15 protein-coding genes are annotated in these 22,761 nt (G+C 64.0%); 6 read left to right on the top strand and 9 right to left on the bottom strand.

All coding sequences use genetic code 11. The features are described 5' to 3' along the window. Positions 1 to 69: 69 nt before the first annotated feature. From AC6UAL_RS04415 to AC6UAL_RS04425, 3 genes are all read right to left on the bottom strand, one after another. A complete protein-coding gene (locus AC6UAL_RS04415) occupies positions 70 to 3,330 on the bottom strand; it encodes an FtsK/SpoIIIE family DNA translocase (protein ID WP_500682158.1) in 3,261 nt (1,086 codons plus the stop codon). Positions 3,331 to 3,535: 205 nt separating this feature from the next. After that, positions 3,536 to 5,212: an alpha-glucan family phosphorylase gene (glgP, locus tag AC6UAL_RS04420; RefSeq protein WP_500682159.1), complete on the bottom strand. Its 1,677-nt coding sequence runs from the start codon at positions 5,210 to 5,212 to the stop codon at positions 3,536 to 3,538. Positions 5,213 to 5,582: 370 nt separating this feature from the next. Beyond that, positions 5,583 to 6,713: a KamA family radical SAM protein gene (locus tag AC6UAL_RS04425; protein WP_500682160.1), complete on the bottom strand. Its 1,131-nt coding sequence runs from the start codon at positions 6,711 to 6,713 to the stop codon at positions 5,583 to 5,585. 184 nt (positions 6,714 to 6,897) lie between these two features. Between AC6UAL_RS04425 and AC6UAL_RS04430 the strand changes: the two genes are divergently transcribed. Further along, the gene (locus AC6UAL_RS04430; protein ID WP_500682161.1) at positions 6,898 to 7,191 is read left to right on the top strand and encodes a hypothetical protein; all 294 of its coding nucleotides are present in this window, start codon (positions 6,898 to 6,900) and stop codon (positions 7,189 to 7,191) included. 239 nt (positions 7,192 to 7,430) lie between these two features. Here the strand turns inward: AC6UAL_RS04430 and gad are convergent, their stop codons facing one another. Then, positions 7,431 to 8,816 (bottom strand): glutamate decarboxylase, encoded by a 1,386-nt coding sequence (gad, locus tag AC6UAL_RS04435; protein ID WP_500682162.1) that lies wholly within the window; start codon positions 8,814 to 8,816, stop codon positions 7,431 to 7,433. Between the two features lie 129 nt (positions 8,817 to 8,945). On the opposite strand from gad, the gene AC6UAL_RS04440 reads away from it, so the two are divergent. The 5 genes from AC6UAL_RS04440 (at position 8,946) to tig (ending at position 16,749) form a co-directional block, all read left to right on the top strand. Next, on the top strand, positions 8,946 to 10,277 hold the full coding sequence (locus tag AC6UAL_RS04440; RefSeq protein ID WP_500682163.1) for an ABC transporter permease: 1,332 nt from the start codon (positions 8,946 to 8,948) through the stop codon (positions 10,275 to 10,277). Positions 10,278 to 10,311: 34 nt separating this feature from the next. Next, complete coding sequence (locus AC6UAL_RS04445) at positions 10,312 to 11,922, top strand: ABC transporter permease subunit (RefSeq protein WP_500682164.1); 1,611 nt, start codon at positions 10,312 to 10,314, stop codon at positions 11,920 to 11,922. Positions 11,923 to 11,962: 40 nt separating this feature from the next. Further along, entirely contained in the window at positions 11,963 to 14,203 is a 2,241-nt protein-coding gene (locus tag AC6UAL_RS04450; RefSeq protein WP_500682165.1) for an ABC transporter substrate-binding protein, read from the top strand. Between the two features lie 20 nt (positions 14,204 to 14,223). Further along, positions 14,224 to 15,225, top strand: a complete 1,002-nt coding sequence (locus tag AC6UAL_RS04455) for an ABC transporter ATP-binding protein (RefSeq protein WP_500682166.1) — start codon at positions 14,224 to 14,226, stop codon at positions 15,223 to 15,225. A gap of 174 nt (positions 15,226 to 15,399) precedes the next feature. After that, entirely contained in the window at positions 15,400 to 16,749 is a 1,350-nt protein-coding gene (gene tig, locus AC6UAL_RS04460) for a trigger factor (RefSeq protein ID WP_500682167.1), read from the top strand. Between the two features lie 185 nt (positions 16,750 to 16,934). On the opposite strand, the gene AC6UAL_RS04465 is transcribed toward tig, so the two are convergent. The 5 genes from AC6UAL_RS04465 to AC6UAL_RS04485 all read right to left on the bottom strand — a co-directional run bounded on the left by AC6UAL_RS04465 (position 16,935) and on the right by AC6UAL_RS04485 (position 22,742). Beyond that, the gene (locus tag AC6UAL_RS04465) at positions 16,935 to 17,792 is read right to left on the bottom strand and encodes a mechanosensitive ion channel family protein (RefSeq protein WP_500682168.1); all 858 of its coding nucleotides are present in this window, start codon (positions 17,790 to 17,792) and stop codon (positions 16,935 to 16,937) included. Between the two features lie 263 nt (positions 17,793 to 18,055). Then, on the bottom strand, positions 18,056 to 18,595 hold the full coding sequence (gene recO / locus AC6UAL_RS04470; RefSeq protein ID WP_500682169.1) for a DNA repair protein RecO: 540 nt from the start codon (positions 18,593 to 18,595) through the stop codon (positions 18,056 to 18,058). 24 nt (positions 18,596 to 18,619) lie between these two features. Beyond that, the gene (dxs, locus tag AC6UAL_RS04475) at positions 18,620 to 20,509 is read right to left on the bottom strand and encodes a 1-deoxy-D-xylulose-5-phosphate synthase (protein WP_500682170.1); all 1,890 of its coding nucleotides are present in this window, start codon (positions 20,507 to 20,509) and stop codon (positions 18,620 to 18,622) included. Next, complete coding sequence (gene xseB, locus AC6UAL_RS04480) at positions 20,490 to 20,792, bottom strand: exodeoxyribonuclease VII small subunit (RefSeq protein ID WP_500682171.1); 303 nt, start codon at positions 20,790 to 20,792, stop codon at positions 20,490 to 20,492. Before xseB ends, dxs begins: the two co-directional genes overlap by 20 nt. An 18-nt stretch (positions 20,793 to 20,810) precedes the next feature. Continuing rightward, positions 20,811 to 22,742, bottom strand: a complete 1,932-nt coding sequence (locus tag AC6UAL_RS04485; protein ID WP_500682172.1) for a hypothetical protein — start codon at positions 22,740 to 22,742, stop codon at positions 20,811 to 20,813. Between the last annotated feature and the right edge of the window lie 19 nt (positions 22,743 to 22,761).

Consider the following 22,761-nt stretch of genomic DNA (forward strand, 5'->3'; position numbering starts at 1 on the left):
CGGAGTGTGTTTCGGCAAGTGATACGAGGGCCGGAGTGTGTGATGCCCCTTGCCGCGCGGGGCGCAGCGTCAGGGGGCTTCGATGAGGACTTCTCGGGCGCGGGTGGCTCCCTGCGGCGGGGTGATGACGCCGCGGGCCTCCATGAGATCCATGATCTTGGCGGCGCGGCCGTAGCCGATGCTGAAGCGCCGCTGCAGCAGGGAGGTGCTGGCTTTGCGCTCGGTGATGACGAGTTGCACGCAGCGGGTGTAGAGTTCGTCTTCGTCGTCGCCGCCGCTGCGGCTGCCGCTGAGGCGGCCCGCGTTGTCGCCGTCGGTGGCGGTGCCGTCGCAGCTGTCCATTTCTGCGGTGACGCCGGCTTCGAATTTTTGTTTGGCGTGCGAGGCGCAGAACTTGACGATGGAGGCGATTTCGTCGTCGGAGACGAAGGCGCCCTGCGCGCGGGTGAGTTTCGAGATGCCCTCGGGCGGCAGGAACAGGAAGTCGCCTTTGCCCAGCAGGTTTTCTGCCCCCGAGCTGTCGAGAATGATGCGGCTGTCCAGCGGGCTGGAGACTTTCAGCGCAATGCGGCTCGGGATGTTGGCCTTGATGATGCCGGTGACGACGCCCGAGCGCGGGGACTGCGTGGCGACGACGAGGTGGATGCCGGCGGCGCGGGCTTTCTGCGCGAGGCGGGCGATGTAGGCTTCGAGGTCTTCCTTGACGACCTGCATGAGGTCGGCCAGCTCGTCGATGATGATGACGATGTAGGGCAGGCGCGTGGGGATGGGCTCGTTTTCTTCAAAGTCGATTTCTTCCTGTGTCTCCTCGGGCAGGGGAAGGCCCTCCTCGCTCTGGCGCTCGATCTCGCTCGCCCAGACTTCGGGGTCGAAGTCGACGGCATCCTGCTGCATGTCTTCTTCATCGGGCTCGGGCTGGTAGTCGGCTGCGCGGTTGTTGAAGTCGGTGAAGTTGCGCACGCCGATTTTGCTGAAGAGACTGTAGCGATGCTCCATTTCGTTGACGGCCCAGCGCAGCGCTCCGATGACGCGTGCGGGGTTGGTGACGACGGGGCAGATGAGGTGTGGCAGTTTTTTGTAGGGCTGCATTTCGACGACTTTGGGGTCGACGAGGATGAGCTTGAGTTCGTCCGGTCTGAAGCGGTAGAGCATGGAGAGAATCATGCTGTTGATGCAGACGGATTTGCCCGAGCCGGTCGTGCCGGCGACGAGGGTGTGCGGCATGGCGGCCAGATCGCCGATGACGGCGTTGCCGTAGACGTCTTTGCCGAGGGCGACGGGAATGCGGATCTTCGGGTTGCGGAAGGCTTCGTCCTGCAGCAGTTCGCGCAGGTAGACGGGCGACTTGGTGCTGTTCTCCAGCTCGATGCCGACGGTGTTTTTGCCGGGGATGGGGGCGAGGATGTTGACGGATTTGGAGCTGGTGGCCAGCATGAGGTCGCGGTTCAGCGCGGTGATGCGGTTGACGCGCAGGCCCTTGGGCGGGTGGAATTCGTAGCGCGTGATGCTGGGGCCTCGGGTGATGGGGCCGGGGGTGACGGAGATTTTGAAGGTTTCCAGCGTGTCGCAGATGCGCTGCTGCATGGCGTACATCTCTTCGCGCGCGGCTTCGGTGACTTCGGGCGGTACGGGGCGGTAGGTCAGCAGGTCGTAGGGCGGCAGGGGGTAGTCGGGGTATTGCTCGCGGGTGTCTTCGGTGCTGAGTGCGGCCGGCTGTGTCGCCGCCGAGATGGGGGAGGGGGAGGGGGCTGCGGGGCGCGGTTCGGCCGGGCGTACGGGGTGCTGCGGCGCGGCGGCTGCGGGGCGCGGTGCTGATGCCGGGCGAGGCTGCTGTTGCGGGGCGGCGGGACGCGCGTGCGGGGTGTAGCGGGAGGCGGCGGGGAGGGGGCGGCTCTCGCTGCCGTCGTCTTCATCGAGCCCCATGTGGCGGTTCATGGCGGCGCGAAGCTTGTCGTCGAGGGGCAGGGGCTCGGGATCGTCGCTGAGAGGCGTCGTGTAAAAGCGCTCCATTTCTTCCTCGACGGAGCGCATGAGGTCGAGGAGGTTCGATTGCCGACGCGGGGCGGCCGGGCGGCGATTGTCGCGCGCACTGGGAGGTCGCTGGGTGAAGTCGTCGTTTGCGCGGGCGTTGCGCTCTTTTTCAAGCAGGTTGTCGAGAGGCAGCGGCAGCGGGTCGTCATCGTCGTCTGCGGTGTTGAAAGGTCGCCTGAGCAGAGCGTTGACGCTTCTCTCGTCGTCGCTGCGGGGGGCGGGGGCGCTTTGGCGGGGGCGCCGAGCCTCGGCGGCGGGAGCGACGGGGGGCTCTGCGGCGCGAGGACTGCTGCTCGGGCGACGGTCATCGGGCTGCTCGCTCCGGATTTCCCGCGGCTCGGGGGCGGGGGGATTGAGGGCGCGCTCGAGCTCGGCTCGTCTCGCTTGCTCCAAGGCGGCGCGGCGCGCACGGAATTCCGCATCGGCGCGAGCCTGCGCGTCGCTACGGGCCTGTGCATCGGCACGCGCTTGTTGGTCGGCACGGGCCTGCGCATCGGCACGTGCCTGCGCGGCGGAGACGGCGGGTGACCTGCCCGTGTAGGTCTCCCCCGGCTCGGGTTGACCCGGGTTGAGGCTTTCTTCTTCCGTGAATTGTCTCCATGATTCCGGGTCTTTTTTCTCGCGCTGCGTGCGTCGGAAGAGGGCGAGAGCGAGGCGCCGGAAGAGGCTCAGCAGGGCGAGCAGAGCGGCGGCAAGGAGGCTCAGCAGGGCGAGGCTGTCTTGGCGGAGGTGGCGCCAGAGGCTCGTCGGCGGGACGCTGGAGAAGGCGACGAGCGCGGCGGCGTGCAGCAGGGTGAAGAGGATGAGGGCGGCGGCGGTACCGATGAGGGGCTCGGCAATGCAGCTGCCGAAGAGATAGCCGATGAAGCCTCCGGCGGTTTCGATGTTCATCTGCCGTGCCCATTCGTGCATCAACCAAGGTTGGAGGGTGATGACGATGCAGGCGCTCAGCAGCATGACGCCGCCGCTGATGAGCAGAACGAGGTGCGAGCGCTTGGGCAAGCAAAGCCTCAGGGTGCCGTAGAGCAGAATCAACAGGCTGAGGTAGAGCGCTCCGGCACCCAGAAGGCGGTAGAGCAGGCCCGCGAGGTACATGCCGGGTATGCTCAACAGATTCGAGCAACTTTCCTCGGCCGAGGCGGCGTTGGGGTTGAGGTAGCTCCACCCGACTTCGCTGACTCTGTAGGTCAGCAGACAGGCGGCGAGAATCAGGGCGAGGAGGATGGTGACGGCGTCGCGGAGAATGTCTTTGCCGCTGCGCGTCTTGTCCTGATATTCTGGTTCGCTCTCAAAGGTCATGCTGAGCCCGCCTATAATACGCCTCAACGGGGTTTGCTGCAAGTGCAAAGTGTGTCTTGCAGCGGGAGAAGAGGGCGGACGGAGAGCCGGAGAGGCGGAAAGGAAGCGGTGCAAGGGTATCCCCGCCCGCGCCGGGGGGAAGACGAAACCCCGCCCGGCAGCGTTCTGCCGGGCGGGGTTGAAAGAGCGCATTGATCGCTGAGGATCAGGCGTTGTACATCTTGGTGTAGTAGTCGTCGGCCATGCGGTCGGAGTCGAAGGCCGGGCAGATGTCCGTCATCGCATTGAAGCAGAGGTCGATCCAGCCGTCGTGATTGTCGTAGTAGAGCGGCAGAACCTTCGACTCAAGCACGCTGTAGAAGTTGTCGCGGTCGGAGCGATCGCGGGCTTCGGGCGCGAGGTCGCGCTTGGCTTCGGGGATGATGAAGCAGTTTTGGCCGTCTTTCTCGAACTCGCGGACCCAGCCGTCGTTGGTCGAGATGGTGATGGCGCCGTTCATGGCGGCGGACATGCCCGAGGTGCCCGAGGCTTCTCGGGTGACGACGGGGTTGTTCAGCCAGATGTCCGCGCCGTTCTTGAGCAGGCGGCTCAGGCCGAGCTCATAGCCCGTCAGCACCGCGCAGCGCGGGTATTTTTTGCTCAGGTCGTTGAGCTTGTTGAAGATGCCCACGGCGGTGAAGTCCGTCGGGTAGGGCTTGCCGGCCCAGATCATCTGGACGGGGCGGTTGGTGCGGCGCAGCATGCGCTCGAACATCACGGGGTTTTCGGTGATGAGAGCCGGGCGCTTGTAGGCGGCGAAGCGGCGTGCCCAGACGATGGTGAGCGTGTCGGTGTCAAAGAGGTGCCCGGTCTGCTCGCCGACGGTGCGGAAGAGCTCCTTCTTGAGGGCGCGCTTGCGGTTGGTGAAGGCTCGCTTGTCGCGCTGCTCGTAGGCTTCGGCCAGTTCGGCGTCCTGCCAGTAGTGCTTGTTCTGCGCGTTGGTGACGTGCGTGATCGGGCAGATGCCGCTGTAGCCCTGCCACATCTGGCGAGAGACTTCGCCGTGCAGAGCCGAGACGCCGTTGGCGATGTGCGAGAGGCGCAGGGCGGCGAGGGTGTAGTTGAAAGTTTGCTCGTTGGGATCGAGCTTGAGCATGGAGCGCACCTGATCGAGGCCGAGGCCGTCGAAGAAGGAGAAGTTGTTCATCAGGTTGATATCCATCTTCTCGTTGCCGGCTTCTTCGGGGGTGTGGGTGGTGAAGACAAAGCGCTTGCGAACTTCGTCGACGTTGCCGCCGTTGCGGGCCAGCATGTTGAAGGCCGCACCGATGGCGTGGGCTTCGTTCATGTGGTAGATTTCCGGCTCGACGCCGAGCTCTTCAAAGAGGCGGGCGCCGCCCTGACCGAGCACGATGTACTGCGAGATGCGCGTCATCGGGTTGGAGTCGTAGAGGCGCTGCGTGATGGAGCGGCTCACGTCGTCGTTTTCAGGCAGGTCGGTGGACAGGAAGAACATCGGCGCGGTGCCGAAGGTTTCGGGGCGCAGGAAGTAGGCCTTGACCCAGACCGGAGAGTTGCAGATCTTGATGAGGAACTTGATGTTGTGATCCTCGAGGAAACTGTAGTCCTTGCGGAGGTACTGCACGGCCATGGAGCCGTCCTCGGCGCGAATCTGGTTGTAGTAGCCGTAGGACCACAGGATGCCGACGCCGACGAGGTTCTGGCGAAGGGTGCCTGCCGAGCGCATGTGCGAGCCTGCCAGATAGCCGAGACCGCCGGAGTAGATTTTGAAGACGTTGTCGATGGCGTACTCCATGCAGAAGTAGGCGACGGATTTGCTGTACTTCGGGTCGATCTCGTAGGGATGGGCGTACTGCGCGGGAAGGAAGGATTGAGTGCTCATTCTCTGTTGTGATTGGTTTCGTCGTTGGCCGGCAAAAAACGTGCGTTGCAGTCTGCACGCCGCCGACCGGTCACTTATACACCTTTTGTCAGGTAAAGTGAAGCAAAATTTATTCGCTTGTGTGTTTTTTGAGCCGCAAGGAGGGCTGAGATGTTCGAGACAGGGTGACAGGGGCTGCGGTGCGGGACCGGGGCGGCCCCGGCCTCGGCGGAGGCAGCGGCGCGTCGGGGGCTGTGGCGTGGCGGGAGACTGTGGCGTGGCGGGTGGGCTGTGGCGCGGTGGGTGGCAGCGGCACGGCGGGAGGCAGCGGCACTGCGGGAGGCAGCGGCGTGGCGGGAGACTGTGGCGTGGCGGGGGCAGCGGCGCGGCGTCAGCTGCGGGGGGCGACGGGGTAGTGGTAGTGCCGACCGCGGTAGTTGACGAGGCGGAAGCCCTGCTCGTCCTGCTGCACGATGGTGTCGGGGTTGAGGGGAATTTTGCCGCCGCCGCCGGGCGCATCGACGACGTACAGCGGAACACCGTAGCCGCTGGTGTGGCCGCGCATGCCGGCGATGAGGCGCAGGCCGTCCCGAATGTCGGTGCGGAAGTGGCGCGTGCCCGGGGCGAGGTCGCACTGGTAGAGGTAATAGGGCTTGACGCGGCACTGCAGCAGGCGGTGGCTGAGGCTCAGTTGGGTGCTGAGCTTGTCGTTGACGCCGCGCAGCAGGACGCTCTGGCTGCCGAGGGGCAGTCCGTGGTCGACCAGCAGCCCGAGGGCGCGTTCCGCATCGTCGCAGAGTTCTCTCGGGTGGTTGCAGTGCACGGAGATGAAGAGAGGGCTGTGGCGGCGCAGCATGGCGCAGAGCTGCGGGGTGATGCGCTGCGGCAGCATGATGGGGACGCGGGTGCCGATGCGCAGCAGCTCGAGGTGCGGGATGGCGCGCAGGCTCGTGAGGATGGCGTCGAGCCGCGCGTCGGGCAGCAGCAGGGGATCGCCGCCGGAGAGCAGCACGTCGCGCACGTCGCGGTGCTCGCGCAGGTAGGCGAGGGCGGCGTCGAAGTCGGTGTGCAGGCGGCGGCTGCCGGTGCCCGAGACGAGCCGCGAGCGCGTGCAGTAGCGGCAGTAGGAGGCGCAGCGATCGGTGCAGAGCAGCAGGACGCGGTCGGGGTAGCGGTGCACGAGGCCTGGGGCGACCATGTCTTTCTCTTCCCCGCAGGGATCGGTGAGTTCTTCGGGGCTGCGGGTCAGTTCGGCGCTGCGGGGGATGACTTGCAGGCGCAGGGGGTCGTCGGGGGCATCGGGGTCGATGAGGCTCAGAAAGTGCGGGGTGATGCGGATGGCGAGCCGCTGCCCGGCCGTGCGGAGGGCGCACTGCTCGTCGTCGCTCAGATGCAGGACGCGGCTGAGTTGTTCGGCGTTGCGGAAGCTGTGGCGCAGTTGCCAGACGGCGGTGTCCCATTCGTCTTGGGAGGCGCCCTGTCGCAGGGCGGGCGGGAGCTTTTCAAAGTCTGCTGTGTTCATGGCGGCGACGGTCGGCAGCGGGGCGGCGCGGGCGCAAGCATAGGCTTCGTTCGGGCTTTTGTCAAACGTCTCTTGCGTCAGTCGGCGGGCGGGCGTGCTCGTTGGGCGTCCTACGGCTAATATGTCTCGACAAGTCGCGAGGCGACTGCGTATACTACCTGTTGAGCGGTATGCTCATCTCTCCATGAAAAGGCTTCGCAACATTACTCGCTTCACCTATGAGTTCACTTCTTTTCAGGGTTGGCGGCTGACGCTCTGCCGCCACCAGATGCATTTCACGCGCTATTTTTCGGATCGGCAGTACGGCGGAGAGTCTCAGGCGCTTGAGGCGGCTCTCGCAGCGCGGGAGCATGTGCTCGCCCTGCTGCGTTCTTTCCCCGATGAGCCGCAGCGGGCCTTTGCGCTCTGCCGCTCCGAGCAGCGAGAGGGTTGTTACCCGAGAGGGCTCCACCCCCGCAAGGCCGCGGAGCAGGGGTGAGGCGGCAAGCTTTGCTTCGGGAAAAGACGGCCATTTCGGAGGGCCGCTCGCATCCTCCGAGCGGGGGTGCAGCGAAAGGGGCTCCCTCATGGCTCCCTCATGGGGCTTCCTCATGGCTCCCTGCCGACGGCACGGGGGGGGGCGAAAAGCGGCCGGCCATGCCGAAGTGAGGGTGCGGCGCAGGGGAAGACCGAAACCCTGCGCCGCTTGTTCTGTGCGGCGCGCTCGACCGCGGTGCATCAAGTGTGCTTGAAGGACGGGACTTCAGATTCCTTGAGGTGCCGTGCCGGTGCGTGCTGCGACAGAAAGTCGATGGCTCGCCTGATGTCGTCGAGCAACAACTGCGCCATGTCGGCGGCAAAGCCCTGCCGGACCATCACGCGCATGACGACGATGTGGTTGGCTTCTCCGGTGAGGGTGAAGGCCGGCACCTGCCAGCCGCGCACGCGAAGGCGATCCGAGAGCTCAAAGAGATTGTAACCCGGGTCGTAGCCCTCCTTCATGAAGAAGCAGACGGCCGGGATGTCCGTGCGCGGGTCGCCCGTGCTGATGAACTCGAAGGAGCCCATGGCGGCGATGCCCTTGGCGATGGAGGCGGCAACGTCGTACGAGGCTTGCTGGATGGCGCGATAGCCCTCTTTGCCGAGGCGCACGAAGTCGTAGTACTGCGCGATGATCTGGCCGGCGGGGCGCGAGAAGTTGATGGCGATGGTCGGAATGCTGCCGCCCAAGTAGTTGACGGCGAAGGTCAGTTCCTCGGGCATTTCTTTGGTGTCCCGCCAGACGACCCAGCCGCAGCCCAGCGGGGCAAGGCCGTATTTGTGGCCGCTGGCGCTGACGGATTTGACGCGCGGCAGGCGGAAGTCGAAGAGGATGTCGGGCGCAAGGAAGGGCGCGAGGAAGCCGCCGCTGGCCGCATCGACGTGCACGTCGACGTCGGGGCCGCCCTGCGCGGCGAGTTGGTCGAGGGCTCGGCAAATGGGTTCGGGGAATTCGTACTGGCCCGTGTAGGTGACGCCGAAGGTGGGGACGACGCAGATGGTGTTCTCATCGACGCGCTTGAGCATGTCTTCAACGCTCATGCAGTATTGGCCGGGGCGCATGGGAACTTCGCGAATTTCGACGTCCCAGTAGCGGCAGAATTTGTGCCAGCAGATTTGCACGGGGCCGCAGACGAGGTTCGGCATGTCGCAGGGTTTCCCGGCGGCTTTGCGGCGGGCTCGCCAGCGGTGCAGAGCGGCGAGACCGCCGAGCATGCAGGCTTCGCTCGAGCCGATGGTGGAGCAGCCGATGGGGGTGGCGCCCGCGGGGGCATTCCAGAGCTTGGCGAGCATGCGCACGCAGCGCTGTTCGATGTCGGCGCTCTGGGGGTATTCGTCTTTGTCGATGAGGTTTTTGCTGATGCTCAGATCCATGATGCGGCGAACCTGGTCTTCGTCCCATGTCTGGCAGAAGGTGGCGAGGTTCTGCCGGGCGTTGCCGTCGAGCAGCAGCTCCTGCTTGATGAGCTGGTAGGCGTCCTCAGGGCGCATGGAGCGCTCGGGAATCTCGTTGACGGGCAGGGGACGGGCGACGTCTGCCGCACCGAAGATGCTTGTGGAGTCGGTGTCGATGTGTTTGTTCATAGCCTTAGTGTGCTGTGTTGAGTGACGTTTGCGCGCGCTTCATCTCTTCAAAACAGGGGGATGATGAGCGCTTGAGTGCAACTCGTGCTTGCTATGGCTTCGGCGAAACGCTAGAATAGCCTTGAAGAAATGCGCCGCTACCTGCTCAGACGTCTGATGCTGATTCCCCTGACTTTGCTGGGAATCACCTTCGTTGTCTTCTGCCTCTCGCGCATGGTGCCCGGCGGGCCGGTGGAGCGCATGCTGCAGGAGCAGGCCATGGGTTCGCTCTCCGGTGACAAGGCGAGCAATGCTCCGGCGAGCGCGGCGCTGACGGAAGACGATATGGAGCGCTTGGAGGATCTCTTCAACCTCCGCGAACCGATGTGGCGCGCGTATTTGCAGTGGCTGGGGCTCATGCCGCGCAAGATTGCGCTCACGCGCGCCGAGCTGCCCGAGCAGGGAGGAGAGGCATCGCTGACTCTGCTGCGCTCGTCGGGCGAGGCAACGCTGCTGAAGGTGTCGCGCCGCGAGGACGAGGTGGTGCTGCCCGGTGAGGAATGGATTGAGGAGGAAGGCTGGTGCTTCGAGCTCGAGTCCCCCCGCGACCGCGCTCGGCGCTGGGCGCAGCGCAACCGCGTGCAAGACGAAGCCGCGATCGCGATGCGCGAGCGGAGCCCCGAATGCAGGCGGTGGCGCGTCGCTGCCTACCGCGAGGCTTTCGACGGCTTGTTGCAGGGCAATCTCGGCCGCTCCTACAAGTACAACGAGCCGGTGACGGCGATGATGGCTGAGTATTTGCCCGTTTCTCTCTATCTGGGGGCGCTGGCGGCGATTCTGACCTATGCGGTGAGCGTGCCCTTGGGTATCCTCAAGGCGCTGACGCACAAGCGGCTCACGGACAGCATCACCAGTGTGCTCATCTTTGTCGGCTACGCGGTGCCGGGCTTCGCGCTGGGGGCTCTGGCGCTGGTGTATCTGGGGGCGCGTTTGGAGTGGTTCCCGCTCTACGGGCTGACGAGTCCGGATTTTGATCGCATGGGGCTGTGGGATCAGGCGAAGGATTTGTTCATGCACACGGTGTTGCCGCTGAGCTGCTACGTGGTTTCCTCCTTCGCCGTGACGACGATGATGATGAAGAATAGCCTCATGGAGCAGATCTCGGCCGACTACGTTCGCACGGCGGTGTCGAAGGGCGTGCCGTTTCGCCGCGCCGTGCTGCGCCACGCATTCCGCAACGCGTTCATCCCCATTGCTTCCACGCTGGGCTCGGTGGTGGCGACGATGGTGTGCGGCTCGGTGCTCATTGAGCGCGTGTTCGATATTCAGGGCTTCGGGCTGCTGAGCTATCGCGCGCTGATGGATAAGGATTACTCGCTGATTATGGGAACGCTTCTGGTCAGTTCAACGCTCATCATCATCGGCAATTTGCTCTCTGACCTTCTGGTGGCCTTGGTCGATCCGCGCATTCGTTTCGATTGACGCTGCACTGCTTGTTACTTGTTGATTCTGCTGCATGAAAAAGAACATCCTCGCCGCTCTCCTGATGCTTGCCGCCCTGCTGGGCGGCACCGCCGAGCTGTGCGGCTGGCTGCTGCCGACGATTTCCTGGCCCTTCACGGTGAGCCGCGAGCTGCCTTTCCTCGGCTTGTCGGCGGATGCCGTGCCCGGGTACCTGCAGTTTCTGACGGCTCCGGACGAGGGGGCGCTGCACTGGTTCGGCTGGCTGGCGATGCTGCTGCTCTTCGGGGTCGGAAGCTACTTGCTGATGCGCTCGGAGCACAGCCTGCGCCTGCCGCCGGAGTATCGGCGCCGCCTGGCGCGATTTCGCTCGATGAGGCGCGGCTACTGGTCGTTGCTGCTGCTGGGTGCGCTGATGCTGCTGGCGGCGCTCGACCAGTGCCTTGTGGGCAAACGTGCCCTGTTTGTGAGCTGCGACGGCCGGTGGTATTTCCCGGCTTTTACGCGCGCGGTGATTCCCGGTGAGGTCTTCGGGCTGAAAGGTGAGGAGGCTCATGCCGAGGCGGCCTACCGCAAGCTGGCCGAATGTGCCGGCGAGCCCGGGATGCCCGACTGCGTGATCATGCCCCTTGTCCCCTATGACCCGACGATGGATGCCGCGCCCTTCCCCGTCGAGGAGCTGGAGATGCGCGACGGCTTGCTCTGCTCCGTCGGCGGCGAGCCGATCGACGGCCAAGCCTGCCGCCTCGATGAGGAAGGGCAGGTTTGCCTGCGCCTGCGCTACCGCCGCGGCCTGCCCGACGGGCTGGCACGCGGCTGGAATGCGGAGCGTCGCGAGGTCTACAGCGCCCACTACGAGCAAGGCCGACGGCTCGATTACCGCTACGTCGGCGAAGGTGACGCGGACGACTTCCTGCGCGAGGCCGAGAGCCGACCGCCGGTGCGCGTGCACTACCACCCGGCGCCTCCGCTCACGGGCGACCACCTGCTGGGTACGACGGCGCAGGGGACGGATATGCTGGCGTATCTCTACGGCGGTTTGCAGGTCAACATCAAGGCGGCTCTCTTTTACCTGCCCGTGACCTTTGCCATCGGTCTGACGATGGGGATGCTCATGGGGTACTTCGGCGGCAAGTTTGATTTATTCTCGCAGCGCATGATTGAGATTCTCTGCCAGCTGCCCTTCCTGTTTGTGGTGATGGTGATTTCCGACCTCGTGCCGTCGGCTTGGCGAGGGATGTTTCTGATGCTCTCCCTGCTTTCGCTGCTGGGCTGGATGCACATGTCCTACCTCGTCCGTGCGGCCGCTCTGCGCGAAAAAACGCGCGAGTACGTGGCCGCCGCCCGCGTGATGGGCGCGGGGCCGCTGCACATCATGCGCCGACACATCCTGCCCAATCTCACGAGCATCGTGGTGACGTTGGCGCCCTTCAGCGTGGCGGGAGTCATCTTGTCGCTCGCGTCGCTCGACTACCTCGGCTTCGGCGTGCCGGATACCTGCGCGAGCTGGGGGCGCCTGCTCAACGAGGGACTCAGCCGCCTGTCGTCACCGTGGCTGGTCTCCTGCGCTTTCACGGCGCTGGTGCTGACGCTGCTGTTGGTGACTTTCATCGGTGAGGCCGTGCGCGAGGTCTGCGACCCGCGTCGCCACTGTTACTACGAGTGACGCTGTGCTTTCTCTGTCTTCTTGCTCGTTTTGATCCGCCATGTTTGCTCTTTCCGCCCCTGATCCGATGCCCGACGAAGGCCGCTGCTCCCCGCCTGCAAGCGGGTTGCTGAGCCGTGCCGCAGGGAGGCTGCTGGCTTTGTGGCTGGCGCTGCTCGTCTGCGCCTGCGACGGCGAGCCGCGCTCGGAGGGACCCGATTGGAAGGCGCCGCGCGATGAGGCGATGCAGGAGGGCTTCGCGCCGCAGGACGGGGTGCCGGATTATGCGCTGCTCTGGCGCATGCCGCCCGGATTCCGCGGCTTTTGCGAGCGCTGGAACCGCGAGGCGGAGGATTATTTGCTCAAGGCCTGCGAATCGCGGTTTCGTCAGCTGGCGCTGCTGGCCATCGAGCCTGTGCTGCACCGCTCTTCGCGCGTCGAGAGCCGCCGTCGGCGTGCGCTGCAAGCGGAGCGATTGCGCGAGGAACTGCGCGAGTTGCTGCACCGCCGCCGACTGGGCGCGTATCTCGTGTTTGCCGACTCGAGGGATCTGCCTGAGGATTTGGTCTGGGAGGACGGCTCCGACGAGCCCGAGCTCGGCAGCCCGAAGGCTCGGAAGGGCGGTGTGATGCGCATGGCGATCCGCCGGTCTTTCCCGACGACGCTGCGCGTGTTCGGCCCGAACAGTACCAACGCAACGCGCCGCTACATCTACGATGACCTCGATATCCCCCTTGTGAGGCTTCACCCGGCCACGGGGCGCATCATCCCCGGAACCGCGGATCGCTGGGCCGTCTCCCCCGACGGACGCACGGTGTATTTTCACCTCGATCCCGAAGCGCGTTTCTCCAACGGCGCTCCGCTGACGACCCGCGACTTCGTGACCTCGCTCTTTGTGCGCACCTCGGAGTTCTGCGCCGAGCCTTTTTACCGCGACTTTTATCTGTCGAATTTTGCCCGCATCACCATTTATAGCGATCGCATTCTGGCGGTGACACTGGCCTCGCTGCGGCCGCTTGCGCCCTATTATGCGGTTGTCCCGTCGTGCTGCACGTCGTTTTACGCCGAGTTCGGGCCGGACTACGCTCGGCGTTACCAGTGGCGCCCCGTGCCGACGACGGGGGGCTACCGCATTGACCCCGACGCCTTGGTGATGGGGAGCCGCCTTGAACTGGAGCGGGTGCCCGATTGGTGGGCTGCTGAGCGCCGCTACACGCGCTACAGCTGCAACGTCGATCGCATCGTCTACTCGTTCATTGCCGAGCCCTCCAAGCTGCGCGAGCTCTTCCGCGTCGGCGAGCTGGATGTCTGCCAAGTGCTCGAGCCCGATGTCTGGTACGAAGAGCTCGAGACGGAGGCCGTGCACCGCGGGTACATTCAGCGCGTGCATTTCAACAACATCTGGCCGCGCAACAGTCTGGGTATTTACCTGAACTGTTCGTACCCGATGCTGCGCTCGCGCAAGCTGCGCCAGGGCATCGCCTATGCGCTGAATGTGCAGGAGGTGATTGAGACGGTGTTTCGCGGTGATTACAGCCGCTCGGGGTCTTTCTTCGAGGGCTTCGGCGAGTACAGTGACGGCAGCATCCGCGCGTTGCCGTATTCGCCGCAGCGAGCGCGCGACTGCTTTGCGGCGGCCGGGTTCAGGCATGAGGGCTCCGACGGTATTCTGCACAACGATCGCGGCGAGCGCCTGCAGCTGGTGGTGAGCTCGCGCGTCGACCCCCTCTTCTCGACCTGCATGAGCCTGCTGCGCGAGGATGCTGCCCGCTGCGGGCTGGATCTGCGTTTCGAGACGATGGATGACACGGTTTTTTACACCAAAGTGATGAACAAGCAGGTGCAGGCCTCCATCTTCTCGTGGGGTTTTTCGCCCCCGCTGCCCAATCCCGCACCTTTATTCCTCTCGTCCTACGCTTGCTCGCGCGACGGCTCCGTGGTTCGCGGTACGTCGAACATTACGGCGACGTGTTCGCCTGAGCTGGATCGGGCGATTTTGTCCTGCCTGAAGGCCAAGACGCAGCAGGAGGCGGTTGCGGCTCACCACCACGTGCAGAAGCTGATTGCTCAGACCTATTGCTGGGTGCCCGGCTGGCATTGCCGCTTTGCGCGTTTTGCCCAGTGGCGCTGGGTGTGCTGGCCCGATGAGCCGGAGTGCCGCTTCTGCCCGCCGCGCTACTACGACCCGCTCGACAGCCATCTCTATTGGATTGACGAGCAGAAGCGGGACGAGACGCTGCGAGCTCGGGCCGCCGGGGAGAGTTTCCCCGAGGTTCTCTACGACATCGCGCTCCCCGAGTAGTTATCCCTGATTCCGACCCCATGAAAAGACCCCCCGAGACCCTGCTGGACGTGCACCGCCTCTCGATTGCGTTCGAGGCGGACGGCGAGCGGCACACGGCCGTTGATGATGTGAGTTTTTCTCTGAGCCGCGGCGAGTGTCTGGGCATTGTCGGCGAGAGCGGATGCGGCAAGAGCGTGACGGCGCTGAGCTTGGCTCGCCTTCTGCCGCAGCCCATGGGGCGCATTCTGCAGGGCGAGGTGCTGTTTGACGGGCGCGATGTGCTCAAGATGAATGCGCGCGAGTTGCAGCACTTGCGCGGCGGGCGGATGGGCTTCATCTTTCAGGAGCCGATGCAGGCTCTCAATCCGGTTCGCACGATCGGCGACCAGATTGCCGAGACGCTCATGCTGCATTCGGATATGTCTGCGACCACGGCGTGGACGGAGACGCTGCGCCTGCTCAATGTCGTGCACATGCCCGACCCCGAGCAGCGCATCAACGATTATCCCCACTCCCTTTCCGGCGGAATGCGCCAGCGCGTGGTCATCGCCATGGCGCTTGCCTGTCGCCCCGATCTCATCATTGCCGATGAGCCGACGACGGCTCTCGACGTGACGGTGCAGCAGCAGATTTTATCTCTGATTCGCGAGTTGCGCGAGACGCTGCATGCCGGGGTTTTGCTCATCACGCACGATCTGGGGGTCATCGCCCAAAATTGCGACCGCGTCGTGGTGATGTATGCCGGGCGCATCGTCGAAGAGGCGGAGGTTTGCGAGCTCTTTGCCGCGCCTTGCCACGCTTACACGAAGGCTTTGCTGGCCGCGACCCCGCGCCTCGATCTGCCGCCCAAGAGCGCCCTGCCGACGATTCCGGGCACGGTGCCGGCCCTCTCGGAGCTGGTGCAGGGCTGCCGCTTTTGCCAGCGAACGGGCGTGCCCGCCGAGGAGCTCGTGCAGAGGCCTCCTCTCATTGAGATTTCGCCGGGACACTGGGTCGAGGCCTGCCCGCGCTGCTCGCCCGAGGTCTGGGCCCAGCTGTGAGGGATCCGCGGGCTTTGCAGCGCGCTCGCGGCGCTGTTCACATGGCCTCGGGGCTCGCCGTATCCCGATTCTCGGCGCGGGAAAAAACGTCATGCATCACTCCACGCTTGCATTTTGTACTCAAATGCTGTAGAATGCCGCGGCGTTTTTCACCACTTCTAATTCCTACATATCATGGATATCACCATCAATAAGACAAGCGATTGCCAGGCAACGCTCAATGCCGCCGTTCCCGCTGATGAGGTGTCTGCCGTCAAAAACGACATCATCAGCTCCTACATGAAGAGTGCCCGCATTCCCGGCTTCCGCCCCGGCAAGGCTCCCAAGAGCGTTGTGGCCAAGCGCTATGCTGAGATGATCAAGGAGGAGCTCGACTACCGTCTCAAGTCTGATATTCAGGAGAAGGCTCTCGATGAGAATCCTGATCTCAAGGTGCTTGACTTCGGTACTCCCGAGCTTTCTGTGCAGGAGGATGGCTCTTGCACGCTGACCTCGTCGCTGACGATTGTTCCGGAGTTCGAGCTGCCTGAGTACATGGGCGTGGAGGTGACGGTGCCGTCCTCCGAGGTGAGCGAGGATGAGGTCGATGAGCAGCTTCGGAAATACGCTGAGGCTTCCGCGACGCACGAGGTGGTTGAGCGCGCCGGCGCCGCCGGTGATATTGCCGTTATTGATTTCAAGACGACGGTTGAGGGCAAGCCCACGGCCGAGTTCTGCGGCAAGCCGATCGGTTTCATGGAGGGTCGCGAGGGCCATTGGCTGTCTCTGGACGGCGATCAGTTCCTGCCCGGTCTGGCTGAGGGTCTCACGGGTCTTTCCGCCGGCGAGAGCAAGGATGTGGCGGTGACGCTCAAGGAGGATTTCCCGATTTCCGAGCTGGCCGGCAAGGAGGTGCTCTTCTCCTGCACGGTCAAGGAGGTTCGCGAGAAGCGCGTGCCCGAGGTTTCTCCCGATCTGTTTGCCGGTGCTCTGCCGGGCAAGTCGATGGATGAGATTCGCGACCTCGTTCGCGAGAACCTCAAGTCCGCCAAGGAGCGCAATATCGAGGAGGCCAAGGCCGATCAGATTTCCGAGAAGCTCGCCGATCAGCTCAGCTTCTCGCTGCCTGCCGAGCTCGTTGAGCGCGAAAATGAAAATACGGTGCAGCGCAAGCTCTACGCTTCCATTCAGGCCGGTGATTACAACGCCGCCAAGGATATGGACGCTCTGCGCGAGAGCTGCAAGGCTGAGACGGAGCGCAATCTGCGCGTCTATTTCGCCCTGCAGGAGATCGCCCGCCGCGAGCACGTCGTCGCTTCCGACGCCGAGATGCTCAACGCTATCTCGAACATGGCTCAGCAGGCGCGTGAGAAAAATATCAAGTCCTTCATCCGCAAGCTGCAGCGCGAGAACCGCATGACGGGTATCCGCCTCTCGATCATCACCTCCAAGGTGCTCGACCTTCTGGGCCGCAACGCCAAGGTGACGGTTGAGGCCGCTGCTGAGGCCGAGGCTCCCGCTGCTGAGGCTCCTGCCGAGGCTTGAGTCCCCGCCGGGGCGGGGTTCTGATGAACCTCCTCGGATTCATTTCCCCATCAAACAAAGCAGACCCGCCGGCAAGGCGGGTCTGCTTTGTTGTTGTTGTGTTCGGTCAGGCTCGTCGGTGCGGGGATGGGGAGGCCGCGGAGAAATGCCGAGAGCGTCGAGTCGCAGGGTTTGCGACTCAAATTTCAGGCGACGCCCTTGGCCGCTTCGTCCTGCGGCTTCGGTGCGGGGCTCGCGGCTTCCTGCATGAGCAGGGTGCGCACGGGGAAGGGAATGTTGATGCCCTCGCGCCTGAAGGCGACGAGCAGTGCGTTGGCCAGTGCGTAGCGGGCTGCGTGGTAGTCTTCGGTCTTGCACCAAGCGCCGATGTGCAGATTGATGGAGCTGTCGGCGAAGCTGCTGAACTGAATGGCGGGCACGGGATCGTTGGCGATGAGCTGCTGCTCGCGGAAAACATCGAGAATCACGCGGCGCACCTGCATCAGGTCGCTGGCATAGTCGACGCCGAGGTCGAGGTCGCAGCGGCGCAACGGGCTGCTGGTGATGTTGACGATGGGCGTCTTGATGAGCATCTCGCAGGGAACGCGCACCAGCGAATTGTCCGCCTTGCGCAGGGTGATGGAGAGTAGCTTGATTTCGGTCACCGTGCCCTCCTGATCATTGACGCGCACGTAGTCGCCGACCTTGATGGTGCGCTCCGTGAGCAGGAAGACACCGCTGATGATGTTGCTCAGAGCCGTTTGAGAGGCAAAGCCGATGGCCACGCCGGCCACGCCCGCTGCGCCCAGAATGCTCACGAGGTTGATGCCCATCATGTGCAGCGCTTGCGTCACCACAATGAGCCATACGATGAAGACCAGCGTTTTTCGCAGCAGAATCCCCACGCGCTTCGGGATCCTTTTGGCTCTGATAATCGAGTCGAGGATGCGCCCAATGATTTTGGAGACGACGATGCCGATGCACAGAAAAATCAACGCGATGAGCACGGCGTGCGTCATCGGGTGCGTCCGAAGCTCATCGAGGGAGTTGAGTATCTCATCCATGTCCGGCATTATACACGCGCACCACTCCCTTGGCGAGTCGGAAAGTCTATCCGTCATCAGATCCCGGGAGGAGGCGGATGTTGCGTGTTTCATGCAGCCCGCTTTCAGCTTCCGCTGCGCTTCGCCCGAGAAGGACGGTGCTCGGTGGGCGGGTTGTTCAGCGGGGCAGCTGCTCAGCGGGCGGCTGCTCTGCGGGCTGTTCAGTGGTCGGACTGCTCAATGGGCAGGCTGCTCAATGGGCGGTTGCTCAGCGGGCAGGCTGCTCAGCGGTGCGTGCTCAGGGCTTCCAGCAGCGCGTCTCTGCCGCTCGGCAGGCGGTGAAAGTGCAGCAGCAGGGCTTGGTGCGCCCCCGATTCTGGGACGTAGAGCCCGTGCAGTTGCGCCAACCTCTTCTCGAAATGGCGCAGGACGGCAGCCTTGGGCTCGTGCTCGCAGAGGTAGTCGAGCGCACCTTTCATCAGCAGGTGCCAGGCCGGATCTCCGTCGCCTGTCTCCAGCGTGCTCATCATGAGCCTGGCCATGTAGGAAGCGAGGCGCAGTTTGTTCAAGCTGCGCCGCAGCGCGAGGCGCGGGTCGACTAGGCTGATCTGCCGCAGGGCATGCAGATCCCCCTTGGTCGAGGGGGCGTAGAGCAGCTCGCATTCGTGAAAGAGATCGATGCGCCCGGCCATGTCGCTGCCCGGCTTGCGGGCGTCGCGAGCCGCAGTTTTCAGCAGGCCGGAAGCGGCCGTGACCCACGTCACAATGAGCCCGTTTTCGCCCAGCGGGCTGAGGTGCACAATGCTGCCGCGGTCGGTCTGCATGGGATGAAGCGCGCAACACCGAGCTCAGCGCAGCGACTCGAGCTTCGCGATGATGCGCTCGGCAATGGCCTGAGGCGTCAGACCGTATTTTTCCCGCAGTTTCTCGAGGCTGCCGTGCTCGATGAAGCGGCCGGGCCAGCCGACGCGCAGCAGGGGCGTGCGGCAATCCCGCTCGCTGAGCAATTCGAGTACGGCTGAGCCGAAGCCGCCGTCGACGACGTGGTCTTCGAGCGTCACGACCAAGCGGTGGCGGGCGGCCTCAGCGCAGAGCATGTCGGCATCGATCGGCTTGATGAATCGCGCGTTGATGCAGGTCGCGGCCATGCCGTTCGCCGCCAGAAGAGAACGCACGGCGAGGGCGACGCTGTTCATGTTGCCCAGCGCGACGAGACAGACGCCGCCGTCCTCCCCGCGCTGCAGCAGCTCGGCCTTGCCGATGGGCAGCGCCTCCGGGTGCTCGGGCATCGGCACCCCTTCGCCCGAACCGCGCGGGTAACGAATGGCGCTGGGCACGTCGTCCGTCTGCTGCATTGTGCGCAGCATGCAGGCCAGCTCGGCTTCGTCCTTGGGCTGCATCATCACCAGATCGGGAATGCAGCGCAGCATGGCGATGTCGAAGAGACCGTGGTGCGTCGGGCCGTCGTCGGGCGAAAGCCCGGCCCGATCCATGCAGAGCCGCACGGGCAGGCGCTGCAGCGCAGCATCGTGCTGGATCATATCGACCGCCCGCTGCATGAAGGTCGAATAGACGGCGACAAAGGGGCGCTGCCCCATGCAGGCTTGCCCGCAGGCGAAGAGCAGAGCGTGCTCCTCGGCAATGCCGACATCGTAAAAACGGCGGGGGTAGTGTTCCCTGAAGATGCTCAGCCCGGTGCCGCTCGGCATGGCGGCGGTGATGGCCGTGATGCGCGGATCCTCCTTGGCCAGCTGCGCGAGCGTCTGTCCGAAAGCCTGAGAATACGTCAGCCCTCCCGCAGCCGTGGCGCCGTTGGCGATGTTGTAGCGACCGATGCCGTGGAACTTGGCGGGATCTGACCGGGCGGGAGCGTAGCCGCGCCCCTTTTCGGTGATGATGTGAATGATGGCCGGCTCTTTGCGGCTGCGCGCCGCGCGCAGAACAGCCTCGAGCCGCTTGATGTTGTGCCCGTCGATGGGCCCGTAATAGGTCAGCCCCAGCTCTTGGAAGAAACTCAGCGGAGAAATGAGCCCGCGAACCGCGTGCACGAGGCGCGAGGCCTGCTCCCGGGCGCGCTTGCCGGCGATGGTCTCAATCACCTGCCGCGTGCGGCGGCGCAGCCATTCGTAGGTCTCCGTCTCCTGCAGCTTGCTGAAGTAGCGGGAGAGCGCGCCGACGTTTTTGTCAATGCTCCACTCGTTGTCGTTGAGGATGAGGATAAACTTTTTGGTCGTCGTCGAGATGTTGTTGAGACCCTCGAGCGTCGTGCCGCAGCCAAAGGAGCCGTCGCCGACCACGGCGACCACGTCATAGTCATCGCCCGCCAGATCTCGCGCAGCAGCCATGCCGAGCCCCGCCGAGAGAGCCGTGCCCGCGTGGCCGGCACCGTAGGCATCGTGCTCGGATTCGGCTCGCTTCGAAAAGCCCGAGAGCCCGCCGAACTGCCGGAGCGTGCGGAAGCGTCCGGCGCGTCCCGTCAGCAATTTGTGAATGTAACTCTGGTGCGAGACATCAAAGAGAATCTTGTCTCTCGGCGTCGTGAAGATGCGATGCAGGGCGATGGTCAGTTCGACGACGCCGAGGTTGGGCGCCAAGTGGCCGCCTGTTTCCGAGAGGACTTCGATGAGAAAGCGGCGAATCTCGGCGGCCAGCCGGGGTAGCTGGTCTTCGGGGAGTTTTTTGAGGTCGCTCGGCGACTGTAGGGACTCCAGCAGGGACTTAGAAGAGGCGGAATCCATGGTCGTCGTCTTGAGATGCAAGGTCGCGGCGTGCAGCGGGAGCCTCGGCTTCCGGCTTTGCCTCCGGCTCATCCTCCTGTCGGGTTTCAAGCTGTTTGATTTTCAACTCGGCCTCGGCGAGCATGCGCTTGCAGCTTCGCTTCAGCTCGTAGCCTTCGGCCACCAGGGCAATCGTTTCCTCAAGCCCGGTTTGGGGATTGTCGAGGCGGGCGACGATTTCCTCCAGCCTAGAGGTGGCTTGCTCGAAACTCAGCGATTTGTTTTTTGAGGGGCGTGAACTCATGGGGGGCAACAGACGGGCTTACTCGGCGGGGGTGTAGAGAATGTAGTGCGTGCCGAAGAGCAGAGACATGCGGGGGAATCTGCCGCCGGACGAGACAATGGCGCCCAGCGGTGAGGCTGTCTTTTCTTTGCTCGAGGCGGGCTGGGTGAAGAGGTCGCTGAGGCGGATGTTGCGCTCGGGCGCAATCAATAAGACATGCGTTTCCAGAGCCAGCGGCGCGAACTCGCCCATCTCGCCGTTGAGGGCGTAGAGCCCTTGGCCGGAGATAGCCTGCGTGGTGGGAGTCATGAGAATGCCGCTGATCTTCAGCCCGGCGTTTTGCACGATGTCAGACACGGTGTTGAAGGTCTCCACGGACTTCGGCAGCCAGACGGCGCGGCGCTGGGCATACCATGCCACGGCCCAAGGCTGGTCGGTGACAATGACGTCCTGCGGGGGCGTCAGGTCGACGAGGCCGGGTCGCAATTTGTTCGCGCTGCGCAGCTCGGTTCGCCCGTAGAGAGCGGGCGGGTAGTAGGGCGGGAACTTGACCAAACCGTGATCCTGCAACCTGACTGCCGTGACGACGGCCGTGTGGAGCTGTGAAATGAAGGGTCCGCAGCATACGGCGAAGAGCAGAAAGAAGGCGAACCCGCGCGCGCGGTTGATGTTGGTCGAAATGCCGGCCTTGACAACAAAGTTGTAGACCAGCGCTATGCCGTAGGCCAAGAAAACGGGCAGAAAGAGCACTTGCAGTTGCGTCTCGGCATACGCCTCAGCTCCGGCGGTCATGGCCATGCCGAGGGCGCAAAGACTCCACATGAGCATGGCCGCCCACTTGAAGCCCTCCACTTCGCTGCGGTTGTATCGGTGGAAGAGTGCGAGGAAGAAGAAGGCCGCCGCGAAGATGCCGCCCATAACGGCAACCGTGTTGCCGAATTGACCGAAGGTATAGCCGAGCAGTCGCAGCAAGAAACCGGAGTCATTGACGGGAGAGGCGGAGTCGAGCCCGGTTCGAAGCGCATCAGCCGTGCCGCTCCCGCCCAAGCAGTCTGCTGCGCAGAAGAAGTAATACTGAATGACGCCGTTGTACAGGCCGAGCTGCGCAGCGGCCACGAAGTAACACATCAGAAAGACGACGATCGGGCCGGCGAAGGCATAGACAACACCTCGGCGGAAATACGCCAAGCAGAAGAGAGCCAGCCCCACGACTCCCCAAGCCGCACTCCAGCCTGCCAGCGTCATGAAGCCCATGCAGACGAAACTGAGCATCACCCAGACGTGCGGCTTCTTCAGCAGCGGCTGCCGACGGTTGAAATCCTTGTCCTGATCCCTGAGCCTGATAGCCGTGAGCAGGAAGTGAAGCGCCGCGAGCAGGCAGCAGGCCATCAGCGGCTGAGGCAGCCCGCTGACCGCGTAGTTCAGCATCGTCTCATTGCAGAGAATCAGCGGCACGACCGAGGCGGCGATGGCTTCGTCGAAGAGCCTCGTGATGAGCAGGTAGGCGAGCACCATCGAGAGCATGAAAAAGATGGTGCTGGTGGCGGCAATCACGCGGTCGCCCGGATAATTGCCGTGCGTCAAACGCTGCTCGGCCTCGAGCTCCGCACGCTTGGCGTAGAAATCGTGATAGCCCGTCAGGCGAAGTGCGACGGCCATGAAGCAGATGTTGAGGGGAGCCTCGTGAATGTTCGGGAAGTGCGCCAGATCGACCACGGGCTTGGCATCGGGCTCCCCGCTGGCCAGAGCCTCCTGTTCGGCTACCTTATTGGCTTTGATCAGGTCGAGAGGGCTCGTCCAGAGCGACGTCATGCCGTTGCCCTGCGCGAGGTTGCGGGCGATCTGCGCCTGATTCATGACCGAGGCGTGCCCGAGGCCGTCGAAAGTGATGAAGAGGCGCGTGCCGCAGAGCAGTAGCATCAGCACCGCCAGAATGATGCGAATGCTGATGAAGGCCTTGTTGCTTTTCACCGAAGACTTTCGCGATGAT

The sequence above is a fragment of the Candidatus Parakkermansia intestinigallinarum genome, assembly GCF_944389695.1.
Classification (GTDB): domain Bacteria; phylum Verrucomicrobiota; class Verrucomicrobiia; order Verrucomicrobiales; family Akkermansiaceae; genus Akkermansia; species Akkermansia intestinigallinarum.